We start from the raw sequence: 26,581 nt of genomic DNA on the forward strand, positions 1-26,581 counted from the left end.
TGCATTTCCTTTGAAGGCGACATGAAGGCGATCTCCGGCACGAATCTCGAGCAGGCCAAGTCTCACAATCGGCGGGTGGTGATCGAGTTGATCCGCACGCACGGTTCCCTGTCGCGGGCGGCGATCGCCCGAATGACGGCGCTGACGCCGCAGACGGTGTCGAATATCGTCGAGGAGCTGGAGAGGTCGCATCTGCTCGTCGCCGCCGAGGCGCAGAAGCTGGCGCGCGGCCAGCCGATCATCCCCTATTCGATCAATCCGGTCGGCGCCTATTCGATCGGCCTCGAGCTTGGCCGCCAGCGGGCGAGCGGCGTGCTGACCGATCTCTCCGGCGCCGTCTGCGCGCGCGTCGAGCGCCAGGTCGAGCACCCCGATCCGCAGCGGGCGATGCCGGTCCTCCAGTCGATCGTCGAGCATCTCAAACAGGCCTTCGCCTTCGATCAGGAGCGGCTGCTCGGCGTCGGCATCGCCCTGCCCGGCCGCTATGCCGAGGGCGGCACCACCTCTCTCAGCCCCCAGAGCCTGCCCGGCTGGCAGGGTTTTCCTGTCGGTCCCGAGCTGGAACAGCGGCTCAACGTGCCGGTACTGGTCGAGAACGATGCGACGGCGGCGGCGATCGGCGAGCGCCTGCACGGCGTCGCCCGCGGCCTCGCCAGCTTCGTCTATCTGTTTCTGGCCGGCGGCGGCGGCATCGGCGCCGGCATGTTCCTCGACGGCCATCTCTACAAGGGCAGCCGCAACAATGCCGGCGAGATCGGCCATATCATCGTCGAGCCGCATGGCAGGCTCTGCAGCTGCGGCAAACGCGGCTGCCTCGATCGTTATGTCTCGCCGTCGGTCGCCTACGACTTCATGGGCATCGCCGATACCGTGGAGCTTTCGCCTGACGCGCTTGACGCGCTGATCGAAAGGGGCAACGACGGCCTGGACGCCTGGCTCGACCAGGCTGTCCAGCCGCTGCGGCAGACCGTCGATTTCCTCGAACTCGCCTTCGATCCTCAGACCATCGTGCTCGGCGGCAGCCTGCCGACCTCGCTGATGCGCCGGCTTGCCGAGCGGCTGGAGCCGCTGCACGAGCCGATCGATCCAGGCCGGCAGCGGACGGTGCCGCGCGTCATGATCGGCATGACCGGCAAGGATACCGCCATCCTCGGCGCCGCGGCCCTGCCGATCTTCTCCGAAACCAATCCGCGTTTCGACGTGCTGCAGAAGCCGGTCGGCTAAAAAGCTTGGCCCGTTTTTCAGCCCCGTGCCGGCAAGCTCGCATCTGGTTGCGGCGGGCGGCGGGCGAGAGGGCGCGCGAAAATGATCACGTTGCCGAGCAGCGTCAGCGCCAGGCCGAATAGGCCGAGGCCGCTCCAGTGATAGCCCTCGAAGACCGTCGACAGCGACAGGGCGACGATCGGGAACAGCACGGTGGCGTAGGCCGCGCGTGAGGAGCCGATGCGGGAGACCAGCATCAGATAGGTGGTGAAACCGATCACCGAACCGATCGCCGAGAGATAGAGCAGCGCGGCAAGATAGGTGGTGCCGGATGGCGCCACGATCGGCGTCCGCGTCACGGCAATCAGGACGAGGAGGATGATCGCGCCATAGGTCATGCCCCAGGCATTGGCGGTCAGCGGCGAGATGCCGGCCGCGCTGTTGCGGCGCGAGGCCATGTTGCCGAGCGAGAAGAACAGCGTCCCGAGCGCTGCGAGCCCGATGCCTTTCAACGTGCCCATATCGAAATCGACGACAACCTCCTCTCCGAACAGCAGGAGAAGGCCGGTTGCGCCGAGCGCCGCTGCGAAGAGCGTGCGGCCGGTAAAGCGGTCGCCGAAGAAGAGGCGCGCATTGACGGCATTGTAGATCGTTGCGAGCGAGAAGATCACCGAGATCAGCCCTGAAGGAATCCAGCCGGCGGCATTGTAGAAGCAGATGAAATTGAGGCTGAACAGGCAGAGCGCTTGCGCCAGGATGAAGGGTTGATCGCGCAAGGCAGGAAGCTTGAGCCGGCGCATGGCAGCCAGGATGGCGACGAAAATCACGGCTGCGAGCGCAAATCTGTAAAAGACCGAGACCAGGACCGGCACGGGACCGACCTGCATTGCGATGGCGATCCAGGTCGTCCCCCATATCAGGACGGTCGCGATGAAAAGAACGGCGTTTGCCATGGAGGTATCCTCGTTTTCTCCACCAATAGGCAAACCGTCAGCAGGTCTCTTGCAGATTCTTGCTATGAAATCGATGTGCCCGGACTTCCCCCTCGCCATCTCAGCGGTCGCCCCGTATTATTCTGAGCGTGTGGCCAGCTGTGAGATAGAATGAGTGAACGATAGCCGCCTCTCGGTTTTCAGGTTTTTGTCCGCCTCTCCCACGGCGCGGATGTCACAGTCGATCGATCTGGGTTTCGGGCGATCGGCTGCCATCTGGAGCAATGCGCATGACAGGATGAGCTATGAGCGGCCGAACGGTCATACGTTCAGTCTTTATCTGAGCGGCGGCGCCGGAACGCGTCGGCTGGATGGCGGCCCCGGCGCGCGCGGCCGTCCTGGTGTGCTGTGCATCATGCCGCAGGGACACTCGTCCGAATGGGAAATCACCGACTTCTTCGAATTCGTCCATCTGTATGTTCCCGACGATCAGATGCGGCGGATGTTTGCCGAGACGTTTGACCGCGATGCGCGGCTCATGGCTCTTCCCGAAGTAACCTTCGACGATGCCCCCGCTTTGGCGCTGAGGCTTCGGCAGATGACGGAAGCCATGTTGGCGGGCGGCCATCTGCTGGCCGAAGAAGCGATGACGCAGGCGATCCACGATCTCTTCGTCGATCCGCGTTATGGAGGCATGCGTGCCTGCACGATCAGCGGCGGGCTCGCGCCGCATGTGCGCCGCCGAACCCTGGATTATATCGAGGCCCATCTTGGCGAGACGATCCGCCTGCAGGATCTGGCTGATATCGGCCAGCTCAGCGCCTTTCATTTCCAGCGGATGTTCCGGGCAAGCTTTGGCGTGTCGCCGCATGGCTGGGTGGCGCACCGTCGCGTCGAGCGCGCCAAAATGATGCTATCGGGCGCGGAGCCGATCGCGCAGATCGCGTCGGCCTGCGGCTTCAGCAGCCAGAGCCACATGACACGGGCCTTTAAGCTGGGCACCGGTCTCACGCCCTCTGCCTACCGGCAGCGACAGTGACGCCGGTGCTAGAGCATTTCAGCTTTTAACGGAAGCATAGCCTGCGTTTCGGAAGTAGTTTGAGCATTCGTCTGGTGCAATGGCTCTGGTGAGGAATCCGATGTGCCTCCAGGTGTCCTCGATTGTTCGCTTTTGGGCGTGGCGCATCCAGTGCTTTACCTTTGAGAAGGCCTGCTCGATCGGATTGAGGTCCGGAGAATATGGCGGCAGATACCAGAGGCGCGCACCGGCGGCTCGGATCATCTGTCGGATAGCGTCGGACTTGTGGGAGCCAAGGTTGTCCATGATGACGATATCGCCAGGCTTGAGGACCGGCACAAGCAGTTGTTCGACATAGGCGCGGAAGCATTGCCCGTTGATCGGCCCGTCGAAGACGCAAGGGGCGGTCAAACGATCGTACCTGAGAGCCCCGAGGAAGGTTAGAGTGCGCCAATGGCCGTGAGGGGCAAAGCCACGCAAGCGCTTTCCTTTCTCTCCCCAGCCATAGAGTGGTGCCATATTGGTCTTGATCCAGGTTTCATCGATGAAGACCAATCGTTTGGGATCGAGACGATCTTGCAAGCCGCGCCAGCGTTGCCTGCGGCGAGCGATGTCAGCGCGGGCCTGCTCAAGGGCAAACAGCGTTTTTTTTGAAGCGCAGTCCTTCGCGGCGTAGATACTTCCAGATCGTGTCGTGGGAGACCTTTACACCCTTCGATGCCAACTCCGCCTTCAGTCCATGCAGCGACAGATTCGGGGTCTGGTGGAGCCGCTCGAGGATGAAAGCGCGATGTGGCGCAAGAACGAACTTGCGATGACCGCCCATCTTTGAGGGCGCAACCGAGCCGCTCGACCGATAGCGTTGCGACCATTTCACAGCCGAAGACACGGCAATCCCGAACCGCGCAGCGACGGATCGGCAGCTCTCACCGGCGACAATTGCCATCACAACGCGCTCGCGCAGATCATTCGAAAGAGGTGCTGTCATCCGATGCTGGCCTCCTTTTCCAGCCAGCATCTTGAATCACAAATCCGAAGCCTTGGGAATCCCACGGGATTCAATAAAAAACGGAAACGCTCTAAAGCGTGTCGCGATCTTTCAGATTCGCTTGTCACGCTTTAGGTCTTTGCTTTTACGCATGTCTTTATCGCAAAACCGCTGCACACTTTTGCGAGACATGCCTTACGACTCCTGCAGCCCGTAAAGCAGCGGCATCAGCCCTGCCAGCGCCTTGAAGCGCTCCCAGGACTTGGCGGATGGCTTCGTCCAGCCGGTTTCGGCAAGCCCGGAGATGCGCGGAAAAACGAGGCGGTCGAAGACGGCGCGGTCCGTCATCGGTTCTGACCAGATGCAGGCCTGGATGCCGAGCAGCTTCTGCTTCTGGCTCGCTGTCCAGCCACTGAGCGGATCGAACTTATAGAGCTTTTCCGCATCCGAATTCCCCGCCCAGCTGGCGCCCGGCTCGTCCCAATCGGGCCTCAGCGCCATGTCGAGGTAGTAGACCTGGCCGGGGCAGACGACCATCTGATAGCCGCGTTCGGCGAGCTCGGCCGAGACCTCGACATTGCGCCAGCTGCAGAGATAGCTCTTCTCCTTGTCGATGACATCGCCGTGCGCCGCCTCCTCCCAGCCGCCGGTGATGCAGCCCTTGCTCGCCAGGAAACGCTGGACGCGCTCCAGGAACTCCGCCTGCAGGATCGCCGCGCCCGAGCCGTGGATATCGTCGGCGCCATGCGTGTTGGTGACGACGTTCAGCCGCTTGGCATGGGCATCGGCAACCGCGTCGCCGGCGACATCCCGCAGGCGCGCGAGTGCTGCCGGCGAGCCGGACCAAGCGCCGAGCGGCACCTCGTCGGCGCCGAGATGGATAACCTTGAACGGAAAGAGCTCGATCAGTTCGGCAAGGATCCTCTCGACGATCTCGTAGGTCTGCTCGCGGGCCGGATTGATGCAATTGTCGGGAAAACCCTGGACCGAGTAATAGCTGCCTTTCTCGGCCGGATCGCGCAGCTCCGGGATCGCCTGCTGCATGGCGTAGCAATGGCCGGGCATATCGATCTCGGGCACGATCTCGATGCCGAAGCTCTTCGCATGGGCGACGATCTCGCGGATGACGGACTTGGTGTAGTAGCCGCCGGTTCGGGCCGGGCTTGACCCGAGCAGCGGCGGCACGGCATGGCCGTGGCCGCGCCAGGCGCCGATCTCGGTCAGGGCGGGATAGGCGTCGATCTCGACGCGCCAGGCTTCGTCGTCGGAAAGATGCCAGTGGAAGCGGTTGAGCTTGTTCCAGGCAAGCACCGCCAGCAGCTTCTTGACCTCGGCGGCGCCATAGAACTGGCGGGCGACATCGAGATGCAGGCCGCGCCAGCCCATTGCCGGCTCGTCGACGATCTCGCCCGATGCGGGAAATTGGAAAACGCCGGGATGCAGCCTGGCGCCGCGCCAGATCTGGCCGAGCGTGACGAGGCCGTAGAGAAAGCCCGTGCGGCCGCTCGCCTCGACCGTCAGGGTGTCCTCGTCGAAGCTCAGCCGATAGGCTTCGGGGCCGAAGCCGGCGGCATCCTTCAGGATGACCGGCACTGCGCCTTCCGCCTCGCTGCGCACGATGCCTTCGACGGCGAAGAGATGGTCGACCAGCGCCGCGAAGCCTTTCGCCGCCGCCTCCCCTTCGCTACTCTGCGCCCGCGGGGCAAAACCGGCCGGCAGCGGCCGGCGCGAGGCGACCGCGACATGGTTCGGCCAAGGGATGACCGAAATCTTAACGGGCGCATTGGCGGGAACGGGATAGATCTCGGCGCCGCGCTTCAGGGCCGCGTTGCTGACCGAAGAGCGCGTCGGCTCGACGCCGAGCACGATAGTGCCGCCATCGGCAAGCGCGAGATAGGCGCTCGTCGCACCGTCCGTCCAGTGGCGGAACTGCCAGCTCAGCGCATAGACGGAGACCGTCCAGGTCTCGCCGGCGCCGAGAACGAAACCGGCCGGCGGCTGGAATTCGGTGAAATTGGAAAGCCGCTTTGAGACCGTCGCGCCTTCGACGCGTCCGGCCGGATCGACGCGGCCGGGGCCGCTGACGCAGAGCGAAAAATTCGAAAGCGGTTCACTGCCGAGGTTCTTGAGGCGCAGGACATAGGAGAATTCCTTGCCGTCGGCGGGCGGATTCCAAAGGGTTTCAAGCCGCAGGGCGTTCGGTCGCGGTGTCGACATTGGTCACTCTTCCTTTGAGGAAAACGAGGCTTTTGAACGTTCCGGCACGGCCACCGGGATCGGAGTGGCGGTTGAAGTCAATCAAATTGATTTAATAGTGATAGCCAGTTTCCCGCCGGACCGTCAATCGGCCATTGGGAATTTCTGCTGCCCGGCATCAGGACAAATTCTGCCGATGACATCGCGGGGTGTCGCAATTTGGGAAAAAATCCCGGCTCAACCATTGGCGTTAACGATTAAGGTACCTTTAAGTACCATAATTTCTTCAACAGTGGCGAATTGACCAGCCCGAAGAGGGGTCGATAAGCATGAGGCTGCTCGCCACGGCCCGGATGTCCCCCGGGATGCAATCCATCAACTTCCAAATCAGGCGACATTTCCATGACCAGCATCAATACGAACAATTCCGCGATGGCAGCCCTTCAGACGCTGCGCACCGTCAATTCCAATCTTGAATCGACACAGAACCGTGTTTCTACCGGCTATCGGATCGACACCGCATCCGACAATGCGGCCTATTGGTCTATCGCAACGACGATGCGGTCCGACAACAAGGCGCTGTCAGCCGTGTCCGACGCCCTCGGCCTCGGCGCCGCAAAGGTCGATACGGCCTATACGGCAATGGACAGTGCGATCGATGTCGTCGACGAGATCAAAGCCAAGCTCGTGGCCGCGACCGAAGACGGCGTCGACAAGTCCAAAGTCCAGGAAGAAATCAGCCAGCTGCAGGAGCAGCTGATGAGCATCGCCCAGTCGGCTTCCTTCTCCGGCGAAAACTGGGTCGCCGGTGCTGATGGCACCGTGAGCGTCGTATCGTCCTTCGTCCGCGACGGCTCCGGCGCCGTTTCGGTGAAAATGACGGATTATGCTCTCGACACCGGCTCGACGGGCAACGTCCTGTTCGGCATGAGCGGCGGCTCGATCGAAACCTCCACCGGCATTCTCGGCACCTCGTCCGGCGCGACCGGCTCGGTCTATTCGATGGATATTACCGACTTCACGCTCGGCCAGATCCAATCGGCGCTGACAACCGTCGAATCGGCGCTATCGGCGATGACGTCGGCAGGTGCGCAGCTGGGTTCGATCTCGACCCGCATCGAACTGCAGGAAGACTTCGTCGGTGCCCTTTCCGACTCGATCGACTCCGGCGTCGGCCGACTCGTCGATGCCGATATGGAGGAGGAGTCGAGCAGGCTTTCCGCCCTGCAAACCCAGCAGCAGCTTGCGATCCAGTCGCTATCGATCGCGAATTCGTCGTCCCAGAACATCCTGTCGCTCTTCCGCGGCTAATCGGACTGGCCGACGCAAAGGGAGCCGGGCGCATAGAACGTCCGGTCCAAATTCGCCGATCGAACACCGAGCCTGGCCTTCCCGGTCAGGCTCGGTCGCGTTTTGGGCATAGGCGACCAACGCCCGGCTGGTGGCGCTCTCCTCGGTCTGTGCGCGCTGGATCAGCTCTTCGCCGCAGCACGCCGGTTGACATGCCGATCGTTTCGATCGCAAACATGAAAGCCCTAGATTTCTCACAGATGCAGCCGCGCTGGCGGGATCCTCGCATGTCGGAACGACTTGAAGCTGCTCGTCCGGACGGAACGCCCGCCATCGTCTGGCTCGGCTTCCTAGCCATGTGCGTCGGCATGTTCATGGCGATCCTCGATGTTCAGGTGGTGGCGACATCGCTGCCGACGATCCAGTCGGCGCTCGATATCGGTCCGGATCAGATGAGCTGGATACAGACGGCCTATCTGATCGCCGAAGTGGTCGCCATCCCGCTGACCGGCCTGCTGACGCGGCTTTTGACGATGCGGTGGCTGTTCGTCGTCGCCATCGGTCTGTTCGTGACGGCCTCGGCCGGCTGTGCGGCCAGCGGCAGCTTCGGCGTGCTGGTCGCCTGGCGGGTGCTTCAGGGCTTTTCCGGCGGGACGCTGATCCCTTCGGTGTTTTCAGCCGTGTTCATTCTGTTTCCGAACGAGCGGCAAGCGCTCGCGACGACGATTGCCGGCGTGCTTGCGGTGCTTGCGCCGACCGTCGGCCCGATCGTCGGCGGATGGCTGACCGAAACCTATTCCTGGCACTGGCTGTTCCTGATCAACATCCTTCCGGGGCTTGTCTCGGCCATCCTCGCAGCCCGCTTCCTTCCCAAACAGGCGACCGATCCGTCCGAACTCAGGCATCTCGATGGCCTGTCGCTCCTCTTGATGGCGGCCGCGCTGACGGCGCTGGAACTCAGCCTCAAAGAGGCGCCGACCAGCGGCTGGACCTCGGCCTATGTGCTGAGCCTGCTGGCCGTCTGCCTTGTCTCGGGCGGCGCGTTCATAACGAGAACGCTGCGCCGACGCCGGCCGATCGTCGATCTCGGCAATTTCGGCGATCGGAATTTTCTGGTCGGCTCGGTTCTGAGCTTCATCCTCGGCATCGGCCTTTTCGGCTCGGTCTATCTCATGCCGGTTTTTCTCGCTTTCATCAGGGGCCACGACGCCCTTGAGATCGGCGTGACCATGCTGGTCACCGGCATCGCACAGCTGGTCACCGCGCCGGTTGCCGTCGCGCTGGAGAAGCGCATGGATGCGCGGCTGCTGTCGGCTGTCGGTTTCGCTCTGTTCGCGATCGGCGTCGGTATGAGCGCGTTTCAGGATCCGCGCTCGGATTACGACGCGATGTTCTGGCCGCAGGTGGTGCGCGGCGTCGCCATCATGTTCTGCCTGCTGCCGCCGACCCGGCTGGCGCTCGGCACGCTTCCGGCCGATCGCGTTCCCGATGCGAGCGGGCTTTTCAATCTGATGCGCAATCTCGGCGGCGCCATCGGCATCGCGCTGATCGACACCATCATCTACACACGCTCGGAGCCGCTGGGACAAGACCTCTGGGCACGTCTTGCGGCCGGCGACATCGAGGCGGCCACGTTTGTCGGCGCGCCTGCCGAGATCATATCGAGACATAGCGGCAGCTTCGATGCCGATGCCATGGCGACGCTCGATCCGCTGGTCCAGACCGCGGCCAGCGTTCAGGCGATCAACGAAGCCTGGATGGTCGTCGCCGTCCTGACCGGCTGCGCCCTGCTCTCGGTCCCTTTCGCCAGGCGGCCGGCACCGGCATGAGACCTGGCGAAATATCAATCAGATACAGAAACGTCGATCCATCGACCGGTTCCTTGGTCACCGTAGATATCAACATCAATCCATATATTGCCACGCAGGATCATATTGGCGGCCTCTCGCGTCATCGTACCGTTCCGAAGCATCTGCTCCAGAGCTTGGCGGTTTGCCGGATCGGCAAAGAATGAGTCCGATTGATCGTCATGATCGCGCACATGGTACTGATGGAAATTCGCCCGGTCTTGTCGGATGATCTGCCACGGCTGGGTAAGTCTGGCCCCATTTGAATTGTAAAGATCAGCGTCGCCGATATAGGCGCGATAGCTCTCGATCAGGCGATTGCTGTGGGTGGCCTGAACTCTCGCTTGAGCGTGCGCTGTTCCCGCCACGATGACTGAGCTGAATAGAATCGATAATAATTTTCGCATGTTGCACTCTTCCAAAAAGAGGGGTCTTACCTAGCGTTAAGCCAATTCGCCAAGCAAAAAATGTCTCTTTGGCATAGCGAGGCTTCAGCGTGTGAGGGAACCGCTGGAGGCCGCCAAAGTTTAGGTTTTTGAAGCCATCGACGGAGATGAGTTCAATGGCAGACGCATCGACCGTGGGAATTCAGCATGAACACCGAAACGATTATTTTCGATGAGAGCGACTGGGTTCCGAACAACCCGCGCCTTCCCGTATTGCTTTACCGGGACGTCTTTGCCGACGGCGGACCTCGTGATTTCAAAAGTCGCTTCGCAACAAACGGTTGGACCGGCATCTGGACGAACGGTGTCTTCGATTATCAGCACTACCATTCCGGTGCTCATGAAGTGCTCGGTATCGCACATGGCAGCGCCACACTGCTGATCGGCGGTCCCGGCGGTAGAGCGCTCGAAGTCACGGCGGGAGACTGTCTAGTGCTTCCAGCCGGAACCGGGCACCAAAACCTCGGCTGCACGTCGGAATTCGAGGTGATCGGGGCTTATCCCAAGGGGCAGCATGCCGACATTCAGACTTCGGCTGCTTCAACTGAAATGCTGGCGAAAATCTCTTCAGTGCCCCTGCCCGATACGGATCCCCTTCAGGGACCGTCTGGATTTCTCATCGTGGCGATAGCCATCTGCACACTGTGATATTTTTCGTTTCCTATTCCGCTCTGCCTGAATCTGTTCCGCTTTAGGCTAGTTTCGGTAGCGCTCTGATGTGCGTTCATCAGTCGCGGCACCTTGTCTTCCCGTCACCGGTAAGATTTCTCTCAATCTTTTTGCGCCATCCTTTGATTCCCCTCTGATATCAATCGACGAGATCTTTATGGCCCTGAACCTCAAGCGTAGTTTGCAAATGCCACGACGCGAAGAGCTGGGTCTCCTTGCGATCAGCAACGGTTCCGGCCTGTCGATATCGGCTTTGCCGAACGGCACGTTGTTTTCCATCGAATATGCAGACGACAAGGGAGCGGTGCAGATCAATCAGATCCAGGGCTCGCCGCTCTACGGCGGCATCAGCCGCCTTTATCTGCGCATCGGCGGCGGCAAGCCTGATGTCGTCGAGATCGTCGGCCCGCGCGCCGACGGCCGCTTCGGGCACGACGCGACGAGCTTTTCCTGGAGCGGCAAGGCCGGCGATATCAGCTACACCGTCCGACTCGAGCTTCATGCTACCGAAACCGCCTGGTTCTGGCGCGTCTCGCTCAAGCATCCGAGGAAGGGAACGCTGCCGGTGGATCTGGTGCTGATCCAGGACGTCGGTCTCGGCGATCGCGGTTTCCTTATGAACAGCGAAGCCTATGCTTCGCAATATGTCGATCACCATATCGCCGATCACAAGACATACGGCCCCGTCGTCATGAACCGGCAAAATCTCAAGCAGTCGGGCGCCCGCAATCCCTGGCTCGTCCAGGGGTGCTTTGATGGCGCGGCTGCCTATGCCACGGATGCGATCCAGCTGGTGCAGGCGAAACACCGCCAGGACGACCTGCTGGTCGGTCCCTTCGGAACGAGTCTGCCGAGCGACCGGCGGCAGCAGGAGACGGCCTGTCCGGCCATTCAGTCGAAATCCTTCTCCGTGCCGACCAGCGACGCGACTGTGAGTTTCTTTGCCCTGTTCGCCGCCGATCATCCCGAGGCGTCCAGCGATGCCGACCTTTTGCGGCTCGAGGATATCGAGATGCCGGAGAGTGCAGCCGCCGATCCGGGGGCGGCCCCGGCCGTTCGCAGCCTGCTTCAGGATGCGCCCCTGCTGGAGGCCGAGGCGCTGGACCTGAGCGGGATCCGAAAGCTCTATCCGGAGCGGAGCCTCGAAGAGCGCGCGCACGGAAAGCTTCTTTCATTTTTCGTGCCGGACGGCGTTCTCAACCGCCACGTCGTTCTGCGCGACAAGGAACTCATCGTCGCGCGGCGCCATGGCGCCATCGTGCGAAGCGGTCAAAACATGCTGCTCGACGATTCCACCCTTGCCGCCAGCTACTGGATGCAGGGGATTTTCGCCGCGCAGCTGACGATCGGCAATACATCCTTCCACAAGCTCTTTTCGGTGTCCCGCGATCCCTACAATCTGACGCGCGCCAGCGGGCTGCGCATCATGGCCGATCTCGGCGCGGGCTGGCAGCTTCTGGCGGTGCCATCGGCTTTTGAGATGGGACTGAACGACTGCCGCTGGATCTACGAGTGCCCGGAGCGCAGGATCATGGTCACGGCGGTCGCTTCCGGCGAGGATGCGGCAATGCAGTGGAGCGTGTCGGTTGAGGGCAGGCCGTGCCGCTTCCTGGTGTTTGGCCATGTCGTGCTCGGGGAGCGCGAATATGACGCCGGCGGGCAGATCGAATTCGATCCCGGCCGCAAACGCATCTCTTTCCGGCCGGACCCGGCATGGCTCTGGGGCGAGCGTTATCCCGATGCCGTCTACTGGCTGGTGAGTTCGACGCCCGAGGCCATCGACGAGATCGGCGGCGACGAGCTGCTGTATGCCGATGGCGTTGCGCGCAACGGCGCGTTCATCGCGCTCAAGTCCCGGCCGACGCGGGCGCTCTCCTTTGCCGTCGTCGGCTCGATGACCGATGCCGAAGAAGCTGAACGGCTGGCGAGCCGTTACGAGAGCGGCCTCACCGATGAGGCCATGCTTGCGCCGGCATCGGCATTCTGGCGTAACGTCGTGCGCGGCATGAGCATCGACAGTCCTTCGCCCGATCTCGCTGCCCAGGCGACCCTCCTGCCCTGGCTCGCGCATGACGCCATCGTCCATCTGAGCGTGCCGCACGGCCTGGAACAATATACGGGTGCGGCCTGGGGGACGCGCGATGCCTGCCAGGGGCCGATCGAATTCCTGCTCGCTTACGAGCACGACCGCGAAGCCAAAGAAGTGGTGAAGACCGTCTTCGGTGAGCAATATCTGGAAGGAGGCGACTGGCCGCAATGGTTCATGCTGGAGCCCTATGCCAACATTCGCGCGGGCGACAGTCACGGCGACGTCATCGTCTGGCCGCTCAAGGCGCTCTGCGACTACATCGAGGCGACCGGTGATTGTGGCATTCTCGACGAGAAGGTCTCCTGGCGTGACGAAAAGACCATGCAGAAGGCGCCCGAGACCGATGCCATCGCGACCCATGTCGAGAAGCTGCTCGATACTGTCCGCACACAGTTCATCCCGGGAACGCATCTGATCCGCTATGGCGAGGGAGACTGGAACGATTCGCTGCAGCCGGCCGATCCGCATCTGCGCGACTGGATGGTCAGCAGCTGGACCGTCGCCCTGCTCTATGAGCAGATCGTCCGTTATTCCGCCATCCTGCGCCGCCGCGGTCACGGCGGCAAGGCAAAGGCCTTGCGGAAGATAGCAACCGCGATGCGCCGGGATTTCAACCGCCATCTCGTGCGCGACGGCGTCGTTGCCGGCTATGGCATCTTCGATCCGGCCCATGACGGCGTCGAATTGCTGCTTCATCCGAGCGACAAACGCACCGGTCTTTCGTTCTCGTTGATCTCGATGACGCAGGCCATGCTCGGCAAGCTGTTCACGCCGGCGCAGAGGCGGCATCACATGCGGCTGATCGAAGAGCATCTGCTCTTCCCCGACGGCGTGCGGCTGATGGAAAAGCCGGCGACCTACTCCGGTGGGCCCGAAACGCTGTTTCGCCGAGCCGAATCTTCGTCCTTCTTCGGCCGCGAGATCGGGCTGATGTATGTACATGCGCATCTGCGCTATTGCGAAACGCTGGCGCTGGAGGCTTCGGCGGAGGAGCTGTGGAAGGCGATCGCCGTCGTCAATCCGATCGCCGTCACGACGGCCTTGCCGCATGCTTCACTGCGCCAGCGCAACACCTATTTCAGCAGCAGCGACGCGGCTTTCCATGACCGTTATCAGGCGGCGGAGCATTGGGCGCGCGCCAAGACCGGAAAGATCGCCGTCGACGGTGGATGGCGCATCTATTCGAGCGGACCTGGCCTCTACACCAGGAGTTTCGTCGAAAATATCCTGGGCTTCAAACGACGCTTCGGCCGGCGCAGGCGCAAACCGCTCCTGCCTGCGGCGCATGCCGCCGTCGATCTGCAGACGGATCACGCCGCCTGGCGGCGGCTGAGGAAGCCGAATATGGAGGGGATAGCGTTGAGAGAACGCTAAACAACGGCAAGAGAGAACGCCAAGCAACGGGGTTTCTTATGATCCGCAACTCCCCACAAAGCAAAATCCTGAACCACACGGCACGATCCGATGCCGAAAAAGCGCGCATTTGTGCCGCGAACAATGCAGACCTGTATCAGGCGGTTTTCCGTGCCCATGGACTGCCGGATCAGCGCACCAGCGCATTTTGGTCAAGTGACGCGATCGCACCGCCATACTATTCCAATATGACGACACTCGACCCGGATGCAACGGACGAACAGCTGGTTGAAATCGGTCGGCTGACAGATCGGCTAGGACGGCGTCCTGGTGTCAAAGACGGGTTTTCCAGGCTCGATCTTGTCAACAAAGGGTTCCAGTTGTTGTTTTCCGCATCATGGATTTGGGCTGAACCTCTCAGAATCTCAGCGCGTGCGTCGCAAGATTGGGCACGCATTCGCGATGGCGCGGCCCTGGCACGCTGGGAACATTCGTGGAAAGAGTCGGGCAGCCCCACAGATGCCAACGTCTTCACACTGGCTCTGCTCTCCGATCCCGACATACACATCTATGGCCGATGGGCCGGCGACGGCTTTGACGCGGGCTGCATCGTAAATCGATCACCCGAGGCTGTCGGGATCTCCAACATCTTTAGCTTGGCGGACACGTCGCAGGTCTTCCAGGATGCCGTCTCGTTGGCCACTGCCGCCTTTTCACCCGATCTGCCGCTTGTCGGATACGATCGTGATGAAGCACTGGATGAAATGACAAGATTGGGTTTCAAGCCGGTCGGTCAGTTGCGGATTTGGCTATCTGATGAGGGCGGCACGTAACGCTTTTCTTCATTTGCGTTGTTCAGCGGGAAACCACGCAATGCCCTCAAGATGCGAACGTTCAGGACAGGTCGGTCGCGTCGCGCAGTTCTTCAAATCGCGCAGCACTCTTCGACAGATGGCTGCGGATGGCATGGCGCGCGGCCGCTTCGTTGCCGTCGCGGATCGCCGTGAATATGGCGTGGTGTTCCCTGCGCATGCGGGCGGCATGGCGCTTGCGCTCCGCAGCCGTCATCTTGTCCAAGCGCGCCCATTGCCGCGGCACCATGAGGTTGCCGAAGGTGTCGAAGAGGCGGCCGTAGTAGGAATTCTGCGTCGCGACCAGGATCGACCTATGGAAGGCGTAATCCTCCTCTGCGCCGTATCCACCTTCTTCGAGCGCCCTGTCGAGAGCATCGAGACGGTCCTGCATGCGGTCGATATCTTCCGGCGTGCGCCGCAGCGCGGCCAGACCGGCCGCCTCATATTCGACCCCCATGCGCAGTTCCAGCACCCGCAGAACCTCATCGATCGACTGCAGATCGTTGGGAATGATGGAGAAGGATCTCGGTGTCGGATCGTCCGAGACGAAAGCCCCGAGGCCTTGGTGCGTGGTAATCAGTCCTTTGGCGCGCAGGGTAGCGAGCGCCTCGCGCACGATCGTGCGGCTGACGCCGGTCGCCGCCATGATCGCCTGTTCGGTGGGCAGGCGCTGGCCCGGCTTCAGGTCGCCGGACTCGATCTGCGCCATCAGCGTATCGGCAAGGCCGCTGCGCAGGTTCGAGGGCTGGCGAATGGTGCTGAAGAGCGCGTTGTCCTTGTCCGTCATCCCTTGTCAAATCCTGCCTATCGGGGCGGCTGCGCCGGCCGCTATGCTTTTGCTAGCGCATGCCGGCCGGAAAGGCAAAAACGACGCGAGCCGAGACTCTGTGCTTCGTCAGTCGGTGACAGCGATCACCGCGCCAGCCAACCGCCGTCGACCGGCAGCACCGTCCCGTGCACGTAATCGGATGCGGGCGATGCCAGGAACACGGCGGCACCGCCAAGTTCGGACGGCGTTCCCCAGCGCCCCGCCGGAATACGGGCCAGGATGGCGGCGTTGCGGTCGGCATCCTCGCGCAGTGCCGTCGTGTTGTTGGTGACGAAATAACCCGGCGCGATGGCGTTGACGTTGACGCCCTTGCCGGCCCATTCGCAGGCAAGCAGCTTCGTCAGTCCGGCCAGACCGCTTTTCGAGGCGGTATAGGACGGGATGCGGATGCCGCCCTGGAAGGAGAGCAGCGAGGCGATGTTGATGATCTTGCCCCTGCCCTTCTCGACCATGTGGCGGCCGGCGGCCTGCGACAGGAAGAAGGCCGTCTTCAGATTGACGTCGATCACTGCATCCCAATCTTCCTCGGTGAAGTCGAGCGCATCGGCACGGCGGATGATGCCGGCATTGTTGACGAGAATGTCGAGGCCGCCGAAGGTCTGGATCGTATCAGCGACGATCCCCTTGACCGGCTCGATGGTGCCGAGATCGGCCTTGATGACATGGAAGCGGCTTCCCGCCTGCTGCACCAGCGCCTCGGTTTCCTCCATCGAGGAGCGCCCGACCGCGACGATCGATGCACCGGCCTCGGCCAGGGCGGCGGCGATGGCCTGGCCGATGCCGGTATTGGCGCCGGTGACGACGGCGGTCCTGCCGGAGAGGTCGAAGGGATTTGCCACGGTGCTCACCTCAGATCCGCAATGGCGATATGATCCATGTCGGTGAAGCTCTTGTTGTCGCCGGCCATCGCCCAGATGAAGCTGTAATTCTTGGTGCCCGCGCCGGAATGGATCGACCAGGGGGGAGAAATGACCGCCTGTTCGTTGGCGACGAGCATATGTCGGGTCTGCTGCGGCTCGCCCATGAAATGGAAGACACGCTGGTCGGCGTCGAGGTCGAAATAGAGATAGGCTTCCATGCGCCGGTCATGCGTATGGGCCGGCATGGTGTTCCAGACGCTGCCCGGCTCGATCATGGTGAAGCCGAGGGTGAGCTGGCAGGACTGGCAGACCTCGGGGTGGATGAACTGGTAGATCGAGCGCTTGTTGGCCGTCGCCGCTTCGCCCGGCGTCAGGTGGCGTGCCTTTTCGCGGGTGAGCAGCACGGTAGGGTGCGTTTGGTGCGCCGGCGTCGAGACGAGATAGAATTTTGCCGGATTGGCGGCATCGGCGCTTTCAAACCGGATGTCCTTGGCGCCCTTGCCCGCGTAGAGGCAATCATATTTGGCAAGGTCGTAGCTCGTGCCGTCGACGATGATGCAGCCCGCACCGCCGATGTTCAGGGCGCCGAGTTCACGCTCGGCGAGGAAGGTTTCCTGGCCGATCGCCGTCGGCGCCGTCAGCGTCAGCGCAGAGCCAAGCGGCGTGGCGCCGCCGATGACCATCCGGTCGTAATGGGAATATGTCAGCCGGATCTCGCCGCCTGCGAAAACGGTCTCAACCAGAAAGTGACGCCGCAGCGTTTCGGTGTCGTATTCGCGCACGGCCTCGGGATGGGAGGCGTGCCTCACGTCGATCTGCATGTCAGTTTTCCTTCAGCTTCGTTGTCGTCACGCATCGTCGCTATTGCGCAAGCCGGTCCATCAGGCGTCTTCCGCGGCGGCGGTATCCGTCTGGTTACATAGTTGTACGACAAGTTTGGTGTCAACAGGTTTGTCCGGGACTCGGCTGAGCAGACGTGAAGCGATCGCAAGCGCCGCTTTCGGCGCGGTCGGATATTCCTCGGTCAAAACGAAAAAGCCTGCCGCGGGAGGAGGTGCGGCAGGCTTTCGATAAAAACCGAACGACAGCTGGGAGGAGGAGTGCTGCCGTTCCCGCAAGCGACCCTGGGAGGAGGATGGGGCGCCTGCATGTTCGAAGGGATGCGGGAGGAGGTGCATCGCTTCGATGGAAATAATCATACTTATTTCCTGCTCAGATGATAGGCATTTCTTTGCAGGGCAGCTATGCGTTATGCGAAAAGCGGGCAGCTCGCCCTCTGGCGGGCAAGCGCAAAAAGCAGAGCGCCCGCTCAGGAGCAAGCAGGCGCTGGGCAAGTCTCAAAATGGTGGTCTGTCTGGCTGTTAGCGGGCGATGGCTGCGCGCGCAACGTTGCGGATGTCGCCGCGGCCGATGCCGAGGTCGTCCAGTTCGCGCGTGGACATACGGCCCAGTTCAGCGACCGTCTGACGGTACTTGCGCCAATTGTTGAAAGAGCGTGCTACGTTCATGATGATCCCCTTTCCGTGGGCTTTCGAAGCCTAGCTGCCAGTCCTTGGCGCCTCGTTTACTTCGATGCGCTTGATATAATACGGGACCCCCGGTTGTTGCAGCGCCAATGCTTCACTGCACCTATGCGGCAAATGCATGGGTTCTGACGGCAGCGGCCGGAGTCAGGCCTTGAAGCGATCGAAGGCCGTCAGCCGGACGATCGGCGGATCGGCCTCTTTCCACCGGTAGATTTCCGAACGCAGATAGGAAAGCTCGTCCCCGAGATCGTCTTCGCCCACTTCGATCCACCAGGATTTCAGGCGGCCATCGCTTCCATCAGACCAGCGGTAGCCCCTTGCCTTCAGGTGATCCTTCATCTCGAACGGGCTGTGTTCGGCAAAGATGCGGATGCGGCAGCGTTGGCTGGCGCGGTAAAGCTCGGCGAAGGGGCTTTCACCGTCGCCTCGCTCGCGATCGAGAATCTCCAGGAGCGCGTGGCAATCGTCCACCGCGCGGTGGCCATCGTGGAAATAACCGGCCTGGCCGACGAGATAACCGAGCTTCGTGCCCTCGAAACCGCGGGCGCTCCAGTCGATCTCCGAAACCGAGCACGCCCAGGCCTTGCCGGCGAAGATGGGCGAGAAGGCCTCGCAGAACGGCCGGTCGAACCTGGCATTGTGGGCAATGATGAGGTCCGCCGGTTCGATCAGGGCACTCAGCGACGGCATGTCGATGAGCTGTCCTTCGACCATGGCGTCGGTAATCCCGGTCAGCCTGGTGATGTCGGGCGGGATCGGCCTGGAGGGCTGCTGCAGGCCGCCATAGATGCCGACCACATCGCCGACCGCGCCGTCATCGTTGAAGGTGAAGGCGACGGCGCCGATTTCGATGATCTCGTCGCTGCGGTGGCTGAGGCCCGTCGTCTCCGTGTCGAGGATGACGCCGAGCCGCGAGAAAGCCGGCTGTCTCGCTGCCGCGACCGGCCGGGCAGTGAGTTTTCTCAGGATGCGATAATTGCCGCTCTCCTCCAGCACCCGCGCCATGTCTTCATCGGAGGGGGGCGCCGGCGGTGACGGCCGCCGGCGCGATGGGCCGCGTGCTTCGGCCATTGCGGGCGACGCCTTGGCAAACATGTCGAGTTGCGAATCTCTGTGCACGCTCATCGAGTTTGTATGTCACGGAGGCGCGGGCGAATCCATCGCCCGCGGCGCGCTATGCCCAGCCCCTTGCCTTTCATGGACAGGAAAGTTTAGCTGAGTGTCAGCGGCGGAAGGAGAAACCATGCCTCGTGACGACATCAAGGACGCCGACGAAGACGTCGTCATCATCGGCGCCGGCGCTGCCGGTATTGCCGCAGCCCGCCGCCTGCTGGCAATCCGTCCCGGCCTTTCCGTCCTCCTGCTCGAAGCCGGCGACCGTCTCGGTGGGAGGGCCTGGACGGTCGGGCTGCCTGGAGCCGGCGATCTCGGTTTCGATCTCGGTTGCGGCTGGCTGCACGGGGCGCGGACCAATGCCTGGACGGCGATTGCCGGTGAGGTCGGACTGACGGTCGACCGCTCGCCGGCGCCCTGGAACGGCGGCCGGCGGCTTCAGCGGGATGATGCGGAGATCCAGGCCGCGCAGCAGGCGATCGGCGCTTATTTCGAACGCCTCGAAAGCCATGAAGGCAACGATAGCGACCTGGCAGCCAAGCTCCAGCCCGGCGGTCGCTGGAACGGCCAGATCCGGGCGATCGGCACTTACATCACCGGCGCCGAACTGGAGCGCTCGTCGATCGTCGACTACAACAGATATGATCCCGGCGCCGGTCCCGACTGGCGTGTCCGGCAGGGCTACGGAACATTGATCGCGCTCTATGGCGCGCCGGTTCGGTCAAGGCTCGGCGTCGAAGCAAAGCGCGTCGATCACCGCCATGCCGGCCGTATCAGCATCGAGACGAACCAGGGAACGATTACCGCCCACACTGTGCTCGTCACCGTGTCGACAAATATGCTTGCGGCCGGCAGGATCGCCTTCGATCCTCCCCTACCCGACAAGATCGAAGCCGCAGCTCGTTTGCCCCTTGGGCTCGCCGATAAGCTCTTCCTCAGTGTCGCCGATCCGGAGGCGCTGCCGGCCGATACGCATATGCTCGGCTCGACCAGTCGCGGCGCGACCGGCACCTATCAGCTGCGGCCGTTCGGCGCTCCCGTTGTCGAGGCCTATTTCGCCGGCGATCTCGCGCATGATCTGGAGCGAATGGGAGCAGAGGCTGCCTTTTCTTTCGCCGCGGATGAGCTGGCGGCACAATTCGGCACCGACATCCGCAAGCACTTATCGGTGGCGGCAATCTCGACCTGGGCCGCGATGCCTCATATCGGCGGCTCCTATTCCTACGCGCAAGCCGGCGCCTCCGATCTGCGCACCGTCCTCGCCGAACCGCATGACGCGCGGATCTTCTTTGCCGGCGAAGCCTGTTCGCGCTCGCGTTATTCGACGGCGCATGGCGCCTACGAGACCGGTGTCGCCGCAGCCGACCGGATTGCCGGCGCGTCGTCGAGAAATCCATAACGGCTGCCGGCCGCGACGGCAGGCGGAAATATTTTTTCCCACTTGTCGCACGGACGGGATTGGTTATTCTGCCCTCGCCCCCGCGCTACCTAGCCTGGGGCGCTGTACCTCATCCAGCGGCAGAGGCCGCTTCAAGCACGATATTGTCATTGATTGCAGGAGCCCCGGCTTCTACCCCGACGACTTTCCGCGTCGACCGCGGGTATCCGCATGAGGAGGAAGACATGGATTATCGCAAGCTCGGTCCGAGCGGGACCGTCGTCACCGCCTATTGCCTCGGCACCATGACCTTTGGCGCGGAAGCCGACGAAGCGGCCTCGCACAAGCTGCTCGACGATTATTTCGCATGGGGCGGCAATTTCATCGACACCGCCGACGTCTACAGCGCCGGCAAGTCGGAAGAGATCATCGGACGCTGGTTGAAGGCGCGACCGACCGAGGCCCGCCAGGCGATCGTCGCCACCAAAGGGCGTTTTCCGATGGGCAACGGCCCCAACGAGATCGGCCTGTCGCGCCGGCATCTCGGCCAGGCGCTCGACGATTCGCTGCGCCGCCTCGGCCTCGAACAGATCGATCTCTACCAGATGCACGCCTGGGACGCGCTGACCCCGATCGAAGAGACGCTGCGCTTCCTCGACGATGCGATTTCCTCGGGCAAGATCGGCTATTACGGCTTCTCCAACTATGTCGGCTGGCACATCGCCAAGGCTTCGGAGATTGCCAAGGCGCGCGGCTATACGCGTCCGGTGACGCTGCAGCCGCAATACAGCCTTCTGGCGCGCGATATCGAGCTCGAAATCGTCGCGGCCTGCCAGGACGCCGGCATGGGCCTCTTACCCTGGTCGCCGCTCGGCGGCGGCTGGCTGACCGGCAAATACAAGCGCGATGAGATGCCGACCGGCGCCACCCGTCTCGGCGAGAACCCCAATCGCGGCAGCGAATCCTATGCGCCGCGCAACGCCCAGGAACGCACCTGGGCGATCATCGCGGCCGTCGAGGATATCGCCAAGGTCCGCGGCGTCAGCATGGCGCAGGTGGCGCTTGCCTGGACTGCGGCACAGCCGGCCGTGACCTCGGTCATTCTCGGCGCCCGCACGCCCGAACAGCTCGCCGACAATCTGGGTGCGTTGAAGGTCGCGCTCTCCAGCGAGGAGATGGCCAAGCTCAATGAGGTCAGCGCGCCGCAGCCGCTCGATTATCCCTATGGCAAAGGCGGGATTGCGCAGCGCCACCGCAAGATCGAGGGCGGCCGCTGAGCCTTCCGGCCGGGCAGGCCGACGCAAGAAGCCGCCATGGTTTCCATGGCGGCTCAGACTGCTGACAAGGTCGGCAGACCCTTCATTTCGTCATGCTCGGGCTTGTCCCGAGCATCTGCCCCCGGTCGATAGGGCAGCAGATCCTCGGCACAAGGCCGAGGATGACGTCGGGGAGAGCAAGGTTGCCATCAAACTGAGCTGCCATGTTCCGTGGCGGCTTTCGCATTTTCAAAGGCAACGAGAGAAGCGTGTCGTTACCCTCAGGCCGCCTGCACGGCAGCGTTCAGCGGGATTTCGACGTCGATCTCCAGGGTCGAGACAAACTCGTTGCGATCAATCGTCACCTGCACCTTGTCGTGGTCGAGCTCGACGTGTTTGGCGATGACCGCAAGGATTTCTTCGCGCAGCAGAGAGACAAGGTCCGATCCTGCCGAGGAGCGCTCGTGGGCGAGGAGCACCTGTAGGCGTTCGCGGGCGGCCGGCGCTGTGCGCTGCCTGTTGAAGAGACGGAAAATGCTCATGCCGCTCTCCTTCCGAAGATCTTGCCGAAGATATTCCGCTTTTCCTCGGGGATCGCGATCGGCAGGGTTTCGCCGGCGAGCCGGCGGGCGGCATCGAAATAGGCCATGGCGGCCGGGCTGCGGCTTTCGGCCAGCGTGACCGGCGCGCCGACGTTGGAGGCGCGCAGCACATCCATGCTTTCCGGTACGATGCCGAGAAGCGGGATGGAGAGGATTTCCAGCACATCGTCGACCTTGAGCATGTCGCCGCGCTCGGCGCGGTTGGCGTCGTAGCGGGTGAGCAACAGGTGCTTTTCCATCCGCTCGCCGCGTTCGGCCTTGGCGGTCTTGGCATCGAGCAGGCCGATGATGCGATCGGAATCGCGCACAGATGAAACTTCCGGATTGGTGACGACGACGGCGACGTCGGCATGGCGCATGGCAAGCGTTGCGCCGCGTTCGATGCCGGCGGGGCTGTCGCAGATGATCCAGTCGAAATAGCGCTTCAGGTCGGTGATGACGCGCTCGACGCCCTCGGCCGTCAGATTGTCCTTGTCGCGCGTCTGCGACGCCGGCAGCAGGAACAGCGTTTCCAGCCGCTTGTCGCGGATCAGCGCCTGGGTCAGCTTGGCGTCGCCCTGAATGACGTTGATCAGGTCGTAGACGACCCGGCGCTCGGCGCCCATCACGAGGTCGAGATTGCGCAGGCCGACGTCGAAATCGACGACGACGACTTTTTCATTGCGTTGCGCCAGCGCCGCTCCCAATGCGGCGGTCGAGGTCGTCTTTCCGACCCCGCCCTTGCCTGACGTGACGACGATCACTTTCCCCATTTCTCTCTCCTTTGCCGTGCCGCAGTAATTCAAAGTGCTAAGCGTCCTTCACGCGTCTCTTAAAGACGCTGCGCTGTCGTCAGATCAGTTTTTCCGCCATGATCGCATCCTCTTCGAGCCAGAGCTGAACAGCCTGTCCGCGAAGATTGGGGGCCATGTCTTCCGCCATTTTGTAGATGCCGTCGATTGCCACCAGCTCGGCTTCGAGCTTGCGGCAGAAGATGCGCGCCGATGCGTTTCCGATGGATCCGGCCATGGCGCGGCCGCGCAACGCGCCGTAGATGTGGACCGACCCACCGGCGATGACTTCGGCGCCCGAAGCGACCGAGCCGATGATTGTGACGTCGCCTTCCGGAAAGATCACCGATTGCCCCGAGCGAACTGGCTCCCGGATGACGATGGATTGTGTCGTTGCCGGGCGGGGCTCGGCCACTGCCGGTTTGCCGGCTGGTCCGGCAGGCTCATTCGGCTGAACCTCGATATCGGAAGCGGAGCGGCCGCCCTTGAGGGCCGGAGGCATGCCCGCGCCGAGAATGGAAGGCCGTGCCCCCTCGATGCCCATGATACTGACATTGCGCTTGGCGAGTTCGGCGATGAGCTCCTTGAGCTGCGGCCGGTCGATCTGCAGGTCTGTCACATCAAGCACGACGGGCCGGCCCAGGAAGAATCCGGCCGAACGCGAGGCCAGATCGTCGAGCCTTGCCAACCAATCATCGAAAGGAAGGTCCGGGGACAACATGACGGCCAGGAAGGAGCGGCCCTTGATGCGGATAGAGCGAGCGTCTGTTAGCACTTTGGTCATCTGTGTGAAGAAATCGTTGACCATGTCTACCGCTGACATGGTTAACAAATGGTTAACGCAGACGGGAAATTCCCTAACGGGAGGCCGATCAATTCAGCTGATGATGAGGCGCAAGTATCGGAAAATAAATATGGTTTCAGTAATGTGAATACTCATCACGTATGGTCGGGGCGAAGATCTGTCGCCACGATCGCGGCGACGGAATTGGTTAAGATTCGGCTGATTTCTGGCGCCTGTGATCGACCCTCGGCCGACTCACCCCATGCGTTCGGAGGCGTAGCTTCCGGGGCTGGCCGGGAAGACGACGGTGCGGTTGCCGTTGATGAAGGTGCGGTGATGGATATGAGCGTGGATGGCGCGCGCCAGCACCTGGCTTTCGACGTCGCGGCCGATCGAGACATAGTCGTCGGGCGACTGCGCATGGGTGATGCGGGCGGTGTCCTGCTCGATGATCGGGCCTTCGTCGAGGTCGGCGGTGACGTAATGGGCGGTCGCGCCGATCAGCTTGACGCCGCGCTGATAGGCCTGCTTGTAAGGGTTGGCGCCCTTGAAGCTCGGCAGGAAGGAATGGTGGATGTTGATGATCTTGCCCGACATCTGCTTGCAGAGCTGGTCGGAGAGAACCTGCATGTAGCGGGCGAGCACGATCAGTTCGGTGCCGGTCTGATCGACGAGATCGACGAGCTGGGCTTCCGCCTGCGGTTTGTTCTCCTTCGTCACCTTGATGTGGTGGAAGGGGATGTCGTGATTGACCACGACCTTCTGGTAGTCGAAATGGTTGGAGACGACGCCGACGATATCGATCGGCAGGGCGCCGATCTTCCAGCGGTAGAGCAGGTCGTTGATACAATGGCCGAAGCGCGACACCATCAAGAGCACCTTCATGCGGCTCTCGCTGTCGTGGAATTCGTACTCCATCTCGAAGGGCGCGGCGACGGCGGCAAAATCGGCGCTGATAGCCGAGCCGGCCAGACCCTCTTCCGAAATGAAGCTGACGCGCATGAAGAACTTGCCGGTATCGAGATCGTCGAACTGCGAGCTGTCGATGATGTTGCAGCCCTTCTCGGCCAGATAGCTCGAAATCGCCGCAACGATGCCGCGCGTCGATTTGCAGGATACCGTAAGTACATAGCTTTTCATGTCGGCTCTTCCTTCGCCGTTTCAAGCGCAGAGGGCCCGGTCACGCCGGGGCTTTGTCGGCCGGCGTGCCAGCAGTCGTCGAAGGCGTCGGTCTGGCCGCTCAGATGTCGAGCGTGCTGTCGCGTTCCCATTGGGTGAAATGCGAGCAATAGGCATTCCATTCCCGATGCTTGAGCTTGAGATAGGCGGCTGAAAATTCAGCCCCGATCGCCTGCTTCAGGCCCTCGTCGGCATCATAAGCGCGCAACGCATCGAGCAGGTTGAGCGGCAGGCGCGGTGCGTCCTTCACCAGATGCCCCTCGGCATACATGTCGATATCGTAGTGCGGGCCGGGGTCTGCCTGGCTGCGGATGCCGTCGAGGCCGGCGGCGATAATGATCGCCTGCAGCAGATAGGGATTGACCGCCCCGTCCGGCAGCCGCAGCTCGAACCGTCCCGGCCCCGGCACGCGCACCATGTGGGTGCGGTTGTTGCCCGTCCAGGTCACCGTGTTCGGCGACCAGGTGGCGCCGGAGGTGGTGCGCGGCGCGTTGATGCGCTTGTAGGAATTGACCGTCGGATTGGTGATCGCGGCAAGTGCGGAGGCATGTTTCATGATGCCGCCGAGGAAGGTCTTGCCCTGCGCCGAGAGCCCGAAAGCCATTTCCTTGTCGGCGAAGGCGTTGACCCTGCCGTCGAGGTCCCAGACCGAAATATGGGCATGGCAGCCGTTTCCGGTCAGGCCCTTGAAGGGCTTCGGCATGAAGGTGGCGCGAAGCCCGTGCTTTTCGGCGACCGACTTGACCATGAACTTGAAGAAGGAGTGCTTGTCCGCCGTCTTCAGAACATCGTCATATTCCCAGTTCATCTCGAACTGGCCGTTGGCATCCTCGTGGTCGTTCTGATAGGGCTTCCAGCCGAGTTCGAGCATATAGTCGCAAATTTCGGCGATGACGTCGTAGCGGCGCATCACCGCCTGCTGATCGTAGCAAGGCTTTTCGGCGGTATCGAACTGATCCGAAATCACCGAGCCATCGGCCGAGATGAGAAAGAACTCGGGCTCGACGCCGGTTTTCACCCTGAGCCCCTCTTTCGCAGCCTCAGCGACCAGTCTTTTCAGGAGCACGCGCGGCGCCTGCTCGACAGGCTGGTCGTCCATGACGCAGTCGGCCGCGACCCATGCGACGTCCTTCTTCCAAGGCAGCTGGATGACGGAGGAAGCATCGGGAACCGCAAACAGGTCGGGATGGGCAGGCGTCAGATCGAGCCAGGTCGCGAAGCCGGCAAAGCCCGCGCCATCCTTCTGCATATCGGCGATGGCTTCGGCCGGGACCAGCTTGGCGCGTTGGCCGCCGAAGAGGTCCGTATAGCTGATCATGAAATATTTGATGCCTTTTTCGGCGGCGTATTGCGAGAGGTCCAGTGTCACGTTTGTCCCCTTATGTTGATCTTAGACACT

At 62.2% G+C, this 26,581-nt stretch carries 24 protein-coding genes; 9 read left to right on the forward strand and 15 right to left on the reverse strand.

All coding sequences use genetic code 11. From position 1 onward, the window contains the following. Positions 1-21 precede the first annotated feature (21 nt). Positions 22-1,224 carry an ROK family transcriptional regulator gene (locus Tal182_RS28700; RefSeq protein ID WP_085861698.1) on the forward strand — a complete coding sequence of 401 codons (1,203 nt, stop codon included), beginning with the start codon at positions 22-24 and terminating at the stop codon, positions 1,222-1,224. A 17-nt stretch (positions 1,225-1,241) separates the two neighbouring features. On the opposite strand, the gene Tal182_RS28705 is transcribed toward Tal182_RS28700, so the two are convergent. After that, the gene (locus tag Tal182_RS28705; RefSeq protein WP_085861699.1) at positions 1,242-2,156 is read right to left on the reverse strand and encodes a DMT family transporter; all 915 of its coding nucleotides are present in this window, start codon (positions 2,154-2,156) and stop codon (positions 1,242-1,244) included. Between the two features lie 277 nt (positions 2,157-2,433). On the opposite strand from Tal182_RS28705, the gene Tal182_RS28710 reads away from it, so the two are divergent. Beyond that, a complete protein-coding gene (locus Tal182_RS28710; protein ID WP_085861761.1) occupies positions 2,434-3,174 on the forward strand; it encodes an AraC family transcriptional regulator in 741 nt (246 codons plus the stop codon). An 18-nt stretch (positions 3,175-3,192) separates the two neighbouring features. Here the strand turns inward: Tal182_RS28710 and Tal182_RS28715 are convergent. Both Tal182_RS28715 and Tal182_RS28720 read right to left on the reverse strand, forming a co-directional pair. Next, positions 3,193-4,141 (reverse strand): IS630 family transposase gene (locus Tal182_RS28715; protein ID WP_094299087.1). Its coding sequence is split into 2 segments (ribosomal slippage): positions 3,193-3,804 and positions 3,806-4,141, totalling 948 coding nucleotides; the frame shifts between segments, so codons are not numbered across the junction. A gap of 195 nt (positions 4,142-4,336) precedes the next feature. Continuing rightward, a complete protein-coding gene (locus Tal182_RS28720) occupies positions 4,337-6,358 on the reverse strand; it encodes a beta-N-acetylhexosaminidase (protein WP_085861700.1) in 2,022 nt (673 codons plus the stop codon). Positions 6,359-6,739: 381 nt separating this feature from the next. Here Tal182_RS28720 and Tal182_RS28725 point away from each other — a divergent pair, with 381 nt between their 5' ends. Then, a complete protein-coding gene (locus Tal182_RS28725; protein ID WP_085861701.1) occupies positions 6,740-7,648 on the forward strand; it encodes a flagellin in 909 nt (302 codons plus the stop codon). Between the two features lie 266 nt (positions 7,649-7,914). Then, positions 7,915-9,456 carry a DHA2 family efflux MFS transporter permease subunit gene (locus tag Tal182_RS28730; protein ID WP_085861762.1) on the forward strand — a complete coding sequence of 514 codons (1,542 nt, stop codon included), beginning with the start codon at positions 7,915-7,917 and terminating at the stop codon, positions 9,454-9,456. Between the two features lie 14 nt (positions 9,457-9,470). On the opposite strand, the gene Tal182_RS28735 is transcribed toward Tal182_RS28730, so the two are convergent. Further along, on the reverse strand, positions 9,471-9,881 hold the full coding sequence (locus Tal182_RS28735; RefSeq protein WP_085861702.1) for a hypothetical protein: 411 nt from the start codon (positions 9,879-9,881) through the stop codon (positions 9,471-9,473). Positions 9,882-10,067: 186 nt separating this feature from the next. Here Tal182_RS28735 and Tal182_RS28740 point away from each other — a divergent pair, with 186 nt between their 5' ends. The 3 genes from Tal182_RS28740 to Tal182_RS28750 all read left to right on the forward strand — a co-directional run bounded on the left by Tal182_RS28740 (position 10,068) and on the right by Tal182_RS28750 (position 14,864). After that, on the forward strand, positions 10,068-10,568 hold the full coding sequence (locus Tal182_RS28740; RefSeq protein ID WP_085861703.1) for a cupin: 501 nt from the start codon (positions 10,068-10,070) through the stop codon (positions 10,566-10,568). A gap of 178 nt (positions 10,569-10,746) precedes the next feature. Then, the gene (locus Tal182_RS28745; protein WP_085861704.1) at positions 10,747-14,052 is read left to right on the forward strand and encodes a cellobiose phosphorylase; all 3,306 of its coding nucleotides are present in this window, start codon (positions 10,747-10,749) and stop codon (positions 14,050-14,052) included. A 38-nt stretch (positions 14,053-14,090) separates the two neighbouring features. Beyond that, entirely contained in the window at positions 14,091-14,864 is a 774-nt protein-coding gene (locus tag Tal182_RS28750) for a hypothetical protein (RefSeq protein ID WP_085861705.1), read from the forward strand. A gap of 61 nt (positions 14,865-14,925) precedes the next feature. Here Tal182_RS28750 and Tal182_RS28755 read toward each other — a convergent pair whose 3' ends face one another. From Tal182_RS28755 to Tal182_RS28780, 6 genes are all read right to left on the reverse strand, one after another. After that, positions 14,926-15,672: a FadR/GntR family transcriptional regulator gene (locus tag Tal182_RS28755; RefSeq protein ID WP_085861706.1), complete on the reverse strand. Its 747-nt coding sequence runs from the start codon at positions 15,670-15,672 to the stop codon at positions 14,926-14,928. A 125-nt stretch (positions 15,673-15,797) separates the two neighbouring features. Continuing rightward, entirely contained in the window at positions 15,798-16,562 is a 765-nt protein-coding gene (gene kduD, locus Tal182_RS28760; protein ID WP_280952458.1) for a 2-dehydro-3-deoxy-D-gluconate 5-dehydrogenase KduD, read from the reverse strand. Continuing rightward, entirely contained in the window at positions 16,559-17,395 is an 837-nt protein-coding gene (kduI, locus tag Tal182_RS28765) for a 5-dehydro-4-deoxy-D-glucuronate isomerase (protein ID WP_085861707.1), read from the reverse strand. Before kduI ends, kduD begins: the two co-directional genes overlap by 4 nt. 60 nt (positions 17,396-17,455) lie before the next feature. Then, the gene (locus tag Tal182_RS28770; protein ID WP_085861708.1) at positions 17,456-17,773 is read right to left on the reverse strand and encodes a hypothetical protein; all 318 of its coding nucleotides are present in this window, start codon (positions 17,771-17,773) and stop codon (positions 17,456-17,458) included. Between the two features lie 162 nt (positions 17,774-17,935). Next, positions 17,936-18,082, reverse strand: coding sequence for a DUF1127 domain-containing protein (locus Tal182_RS28775; RefSeq protein WP_011428254.1), 147 nt, complete (start codon positions 18,080-18,082; stop codon positions 17,936-17,938). 162 nt (positions 18,083-18,244) lie between these two features. Continuing rightward, entirely contained in the window at positions 18,245-19,225 is a 981-nt protein-coding gene (locus tag Tal182_RS28780; RefSeq protein ID WP_085861709.1) for a 3'-5' exonuclease, read from the reverse strand. 118 nt (positions 19,226-19,343) lie between these two features. Here Tal182_RS28780 and Tal182_RS28785 point away from each other — a divergent pair, with 118 nt between their 5' ends. Both Tal182_RS28785 and Tal182_RS28790 read left to right on the forward strand, forming a co-directional pair. Continuing rightward, positions 19,344-20,612, forward strand: a complete 1,269-nt coding sequence (locus Tal182_RS28785; RefSeq protein ID WP_085861710.1) for an NAD(P)/FAD-dependent oxidoreductase — start codon at positions 19,344-19,346, stop codon at positions 20,610-20,612. A gap of 224 nt (positions 20,613-20,836) precedes the next feature. Beyond that, positions 20,837-21,868 (forward strand): aldo/keto reductase, encoded by a 1,032-nt coding sequence (locus Tal182_RS28790; RefSeq protein ID WP_085861711.1) that lies wholly within the window; start codon positions 20,837-20,839, stop codon positions 21,866-21,868. Between the two features lie 260 nt (positions 21,869-22,128). On the opposite strand, the gene minE is transcribed toward Tal182_RS28790, so the two are convergent. The 5 genes from minE to glnT all read right to left on the reverse strand — a co-directional run bounded on the left by minE (position 22,129) and on the right by glnT (position 26,551). Beyond that, complete coding sequence (gene minE / locus Tal182_RS28795; protein WP_064808730.1) at positions 22,129-22,389, reverse strand: cell division topological specificity factor MinE; 261 nt, start codon at positions 22,387-22,389, stop codon at positions 22,129-22,131. Then, positions 22,386-23,201, reverse strand: a complete 816-nt coding sequence (minD, locus tag Tal182_RS28800) for a septum site-determining protein MinD (RefSeq protein WP_064808731.1) — start codon at positions 23,199-23,201, stop codon at positions 22,386-22,388. Before minD ends, minE begins: the two co-directional genes overlap by 4 nt. Positions 23,202-23,280: 79 nt before the next feature. Then, positions 23,281-24,003: a septum site-determining protein MinC gene (gene minC, locus Tal182_RS28805; RefSeq protein WP_064808871.1), complete on the reverse strand. Its 723-nt coding sequence runs from the start codon at positions 24,001-24,003 to the stop codon at positions 23,281-23,283. A 255-nt stretch (positions 24,004-24,258) separates the two neighbouring features. Continuing rightward, positions 24,259-25,143 carry a formyltetrahydrofolate deformylase gene (gene purU, locus Tal182_RS28810; RefSeq protein WP_085861712.1) on the reverse strand — a complete coding sequence of 295 codons (885 nt, stop codon included), beginning with the start codon at positions 25,141-25,143 and terminating at the stop codon, positions 24,259-24,261. A 100-nt stretch (positions 25,144-25,243) separates the two neighbouring features. Beyond that, positions 25,244-26,551, reverse strand: a complete 1,308-nt coding sequence (glnT, locus tag Tal182_RS28815; RefSeq protein WP_085861713.1) for a type III glutamate--ammonia ligase — start codon at positions 26,549-26,551, stop codon at positions 25,244-25,246. Positions 26,552-26,581 lie beyond the last annotated feature (30 nt).

The sequence above is a fragment of the Rhizobium sp. TAL182 genome (assembly GCF_002117725.1).
In the GTDB taxonomy this organism is placed as follows: domain Bacteria; phylum Pseudomonadota; class Alphaproteobacteria; order Rhizobiales; family Rhizobiaceae; genus Rhizobium; species Rhizobium esperanzae.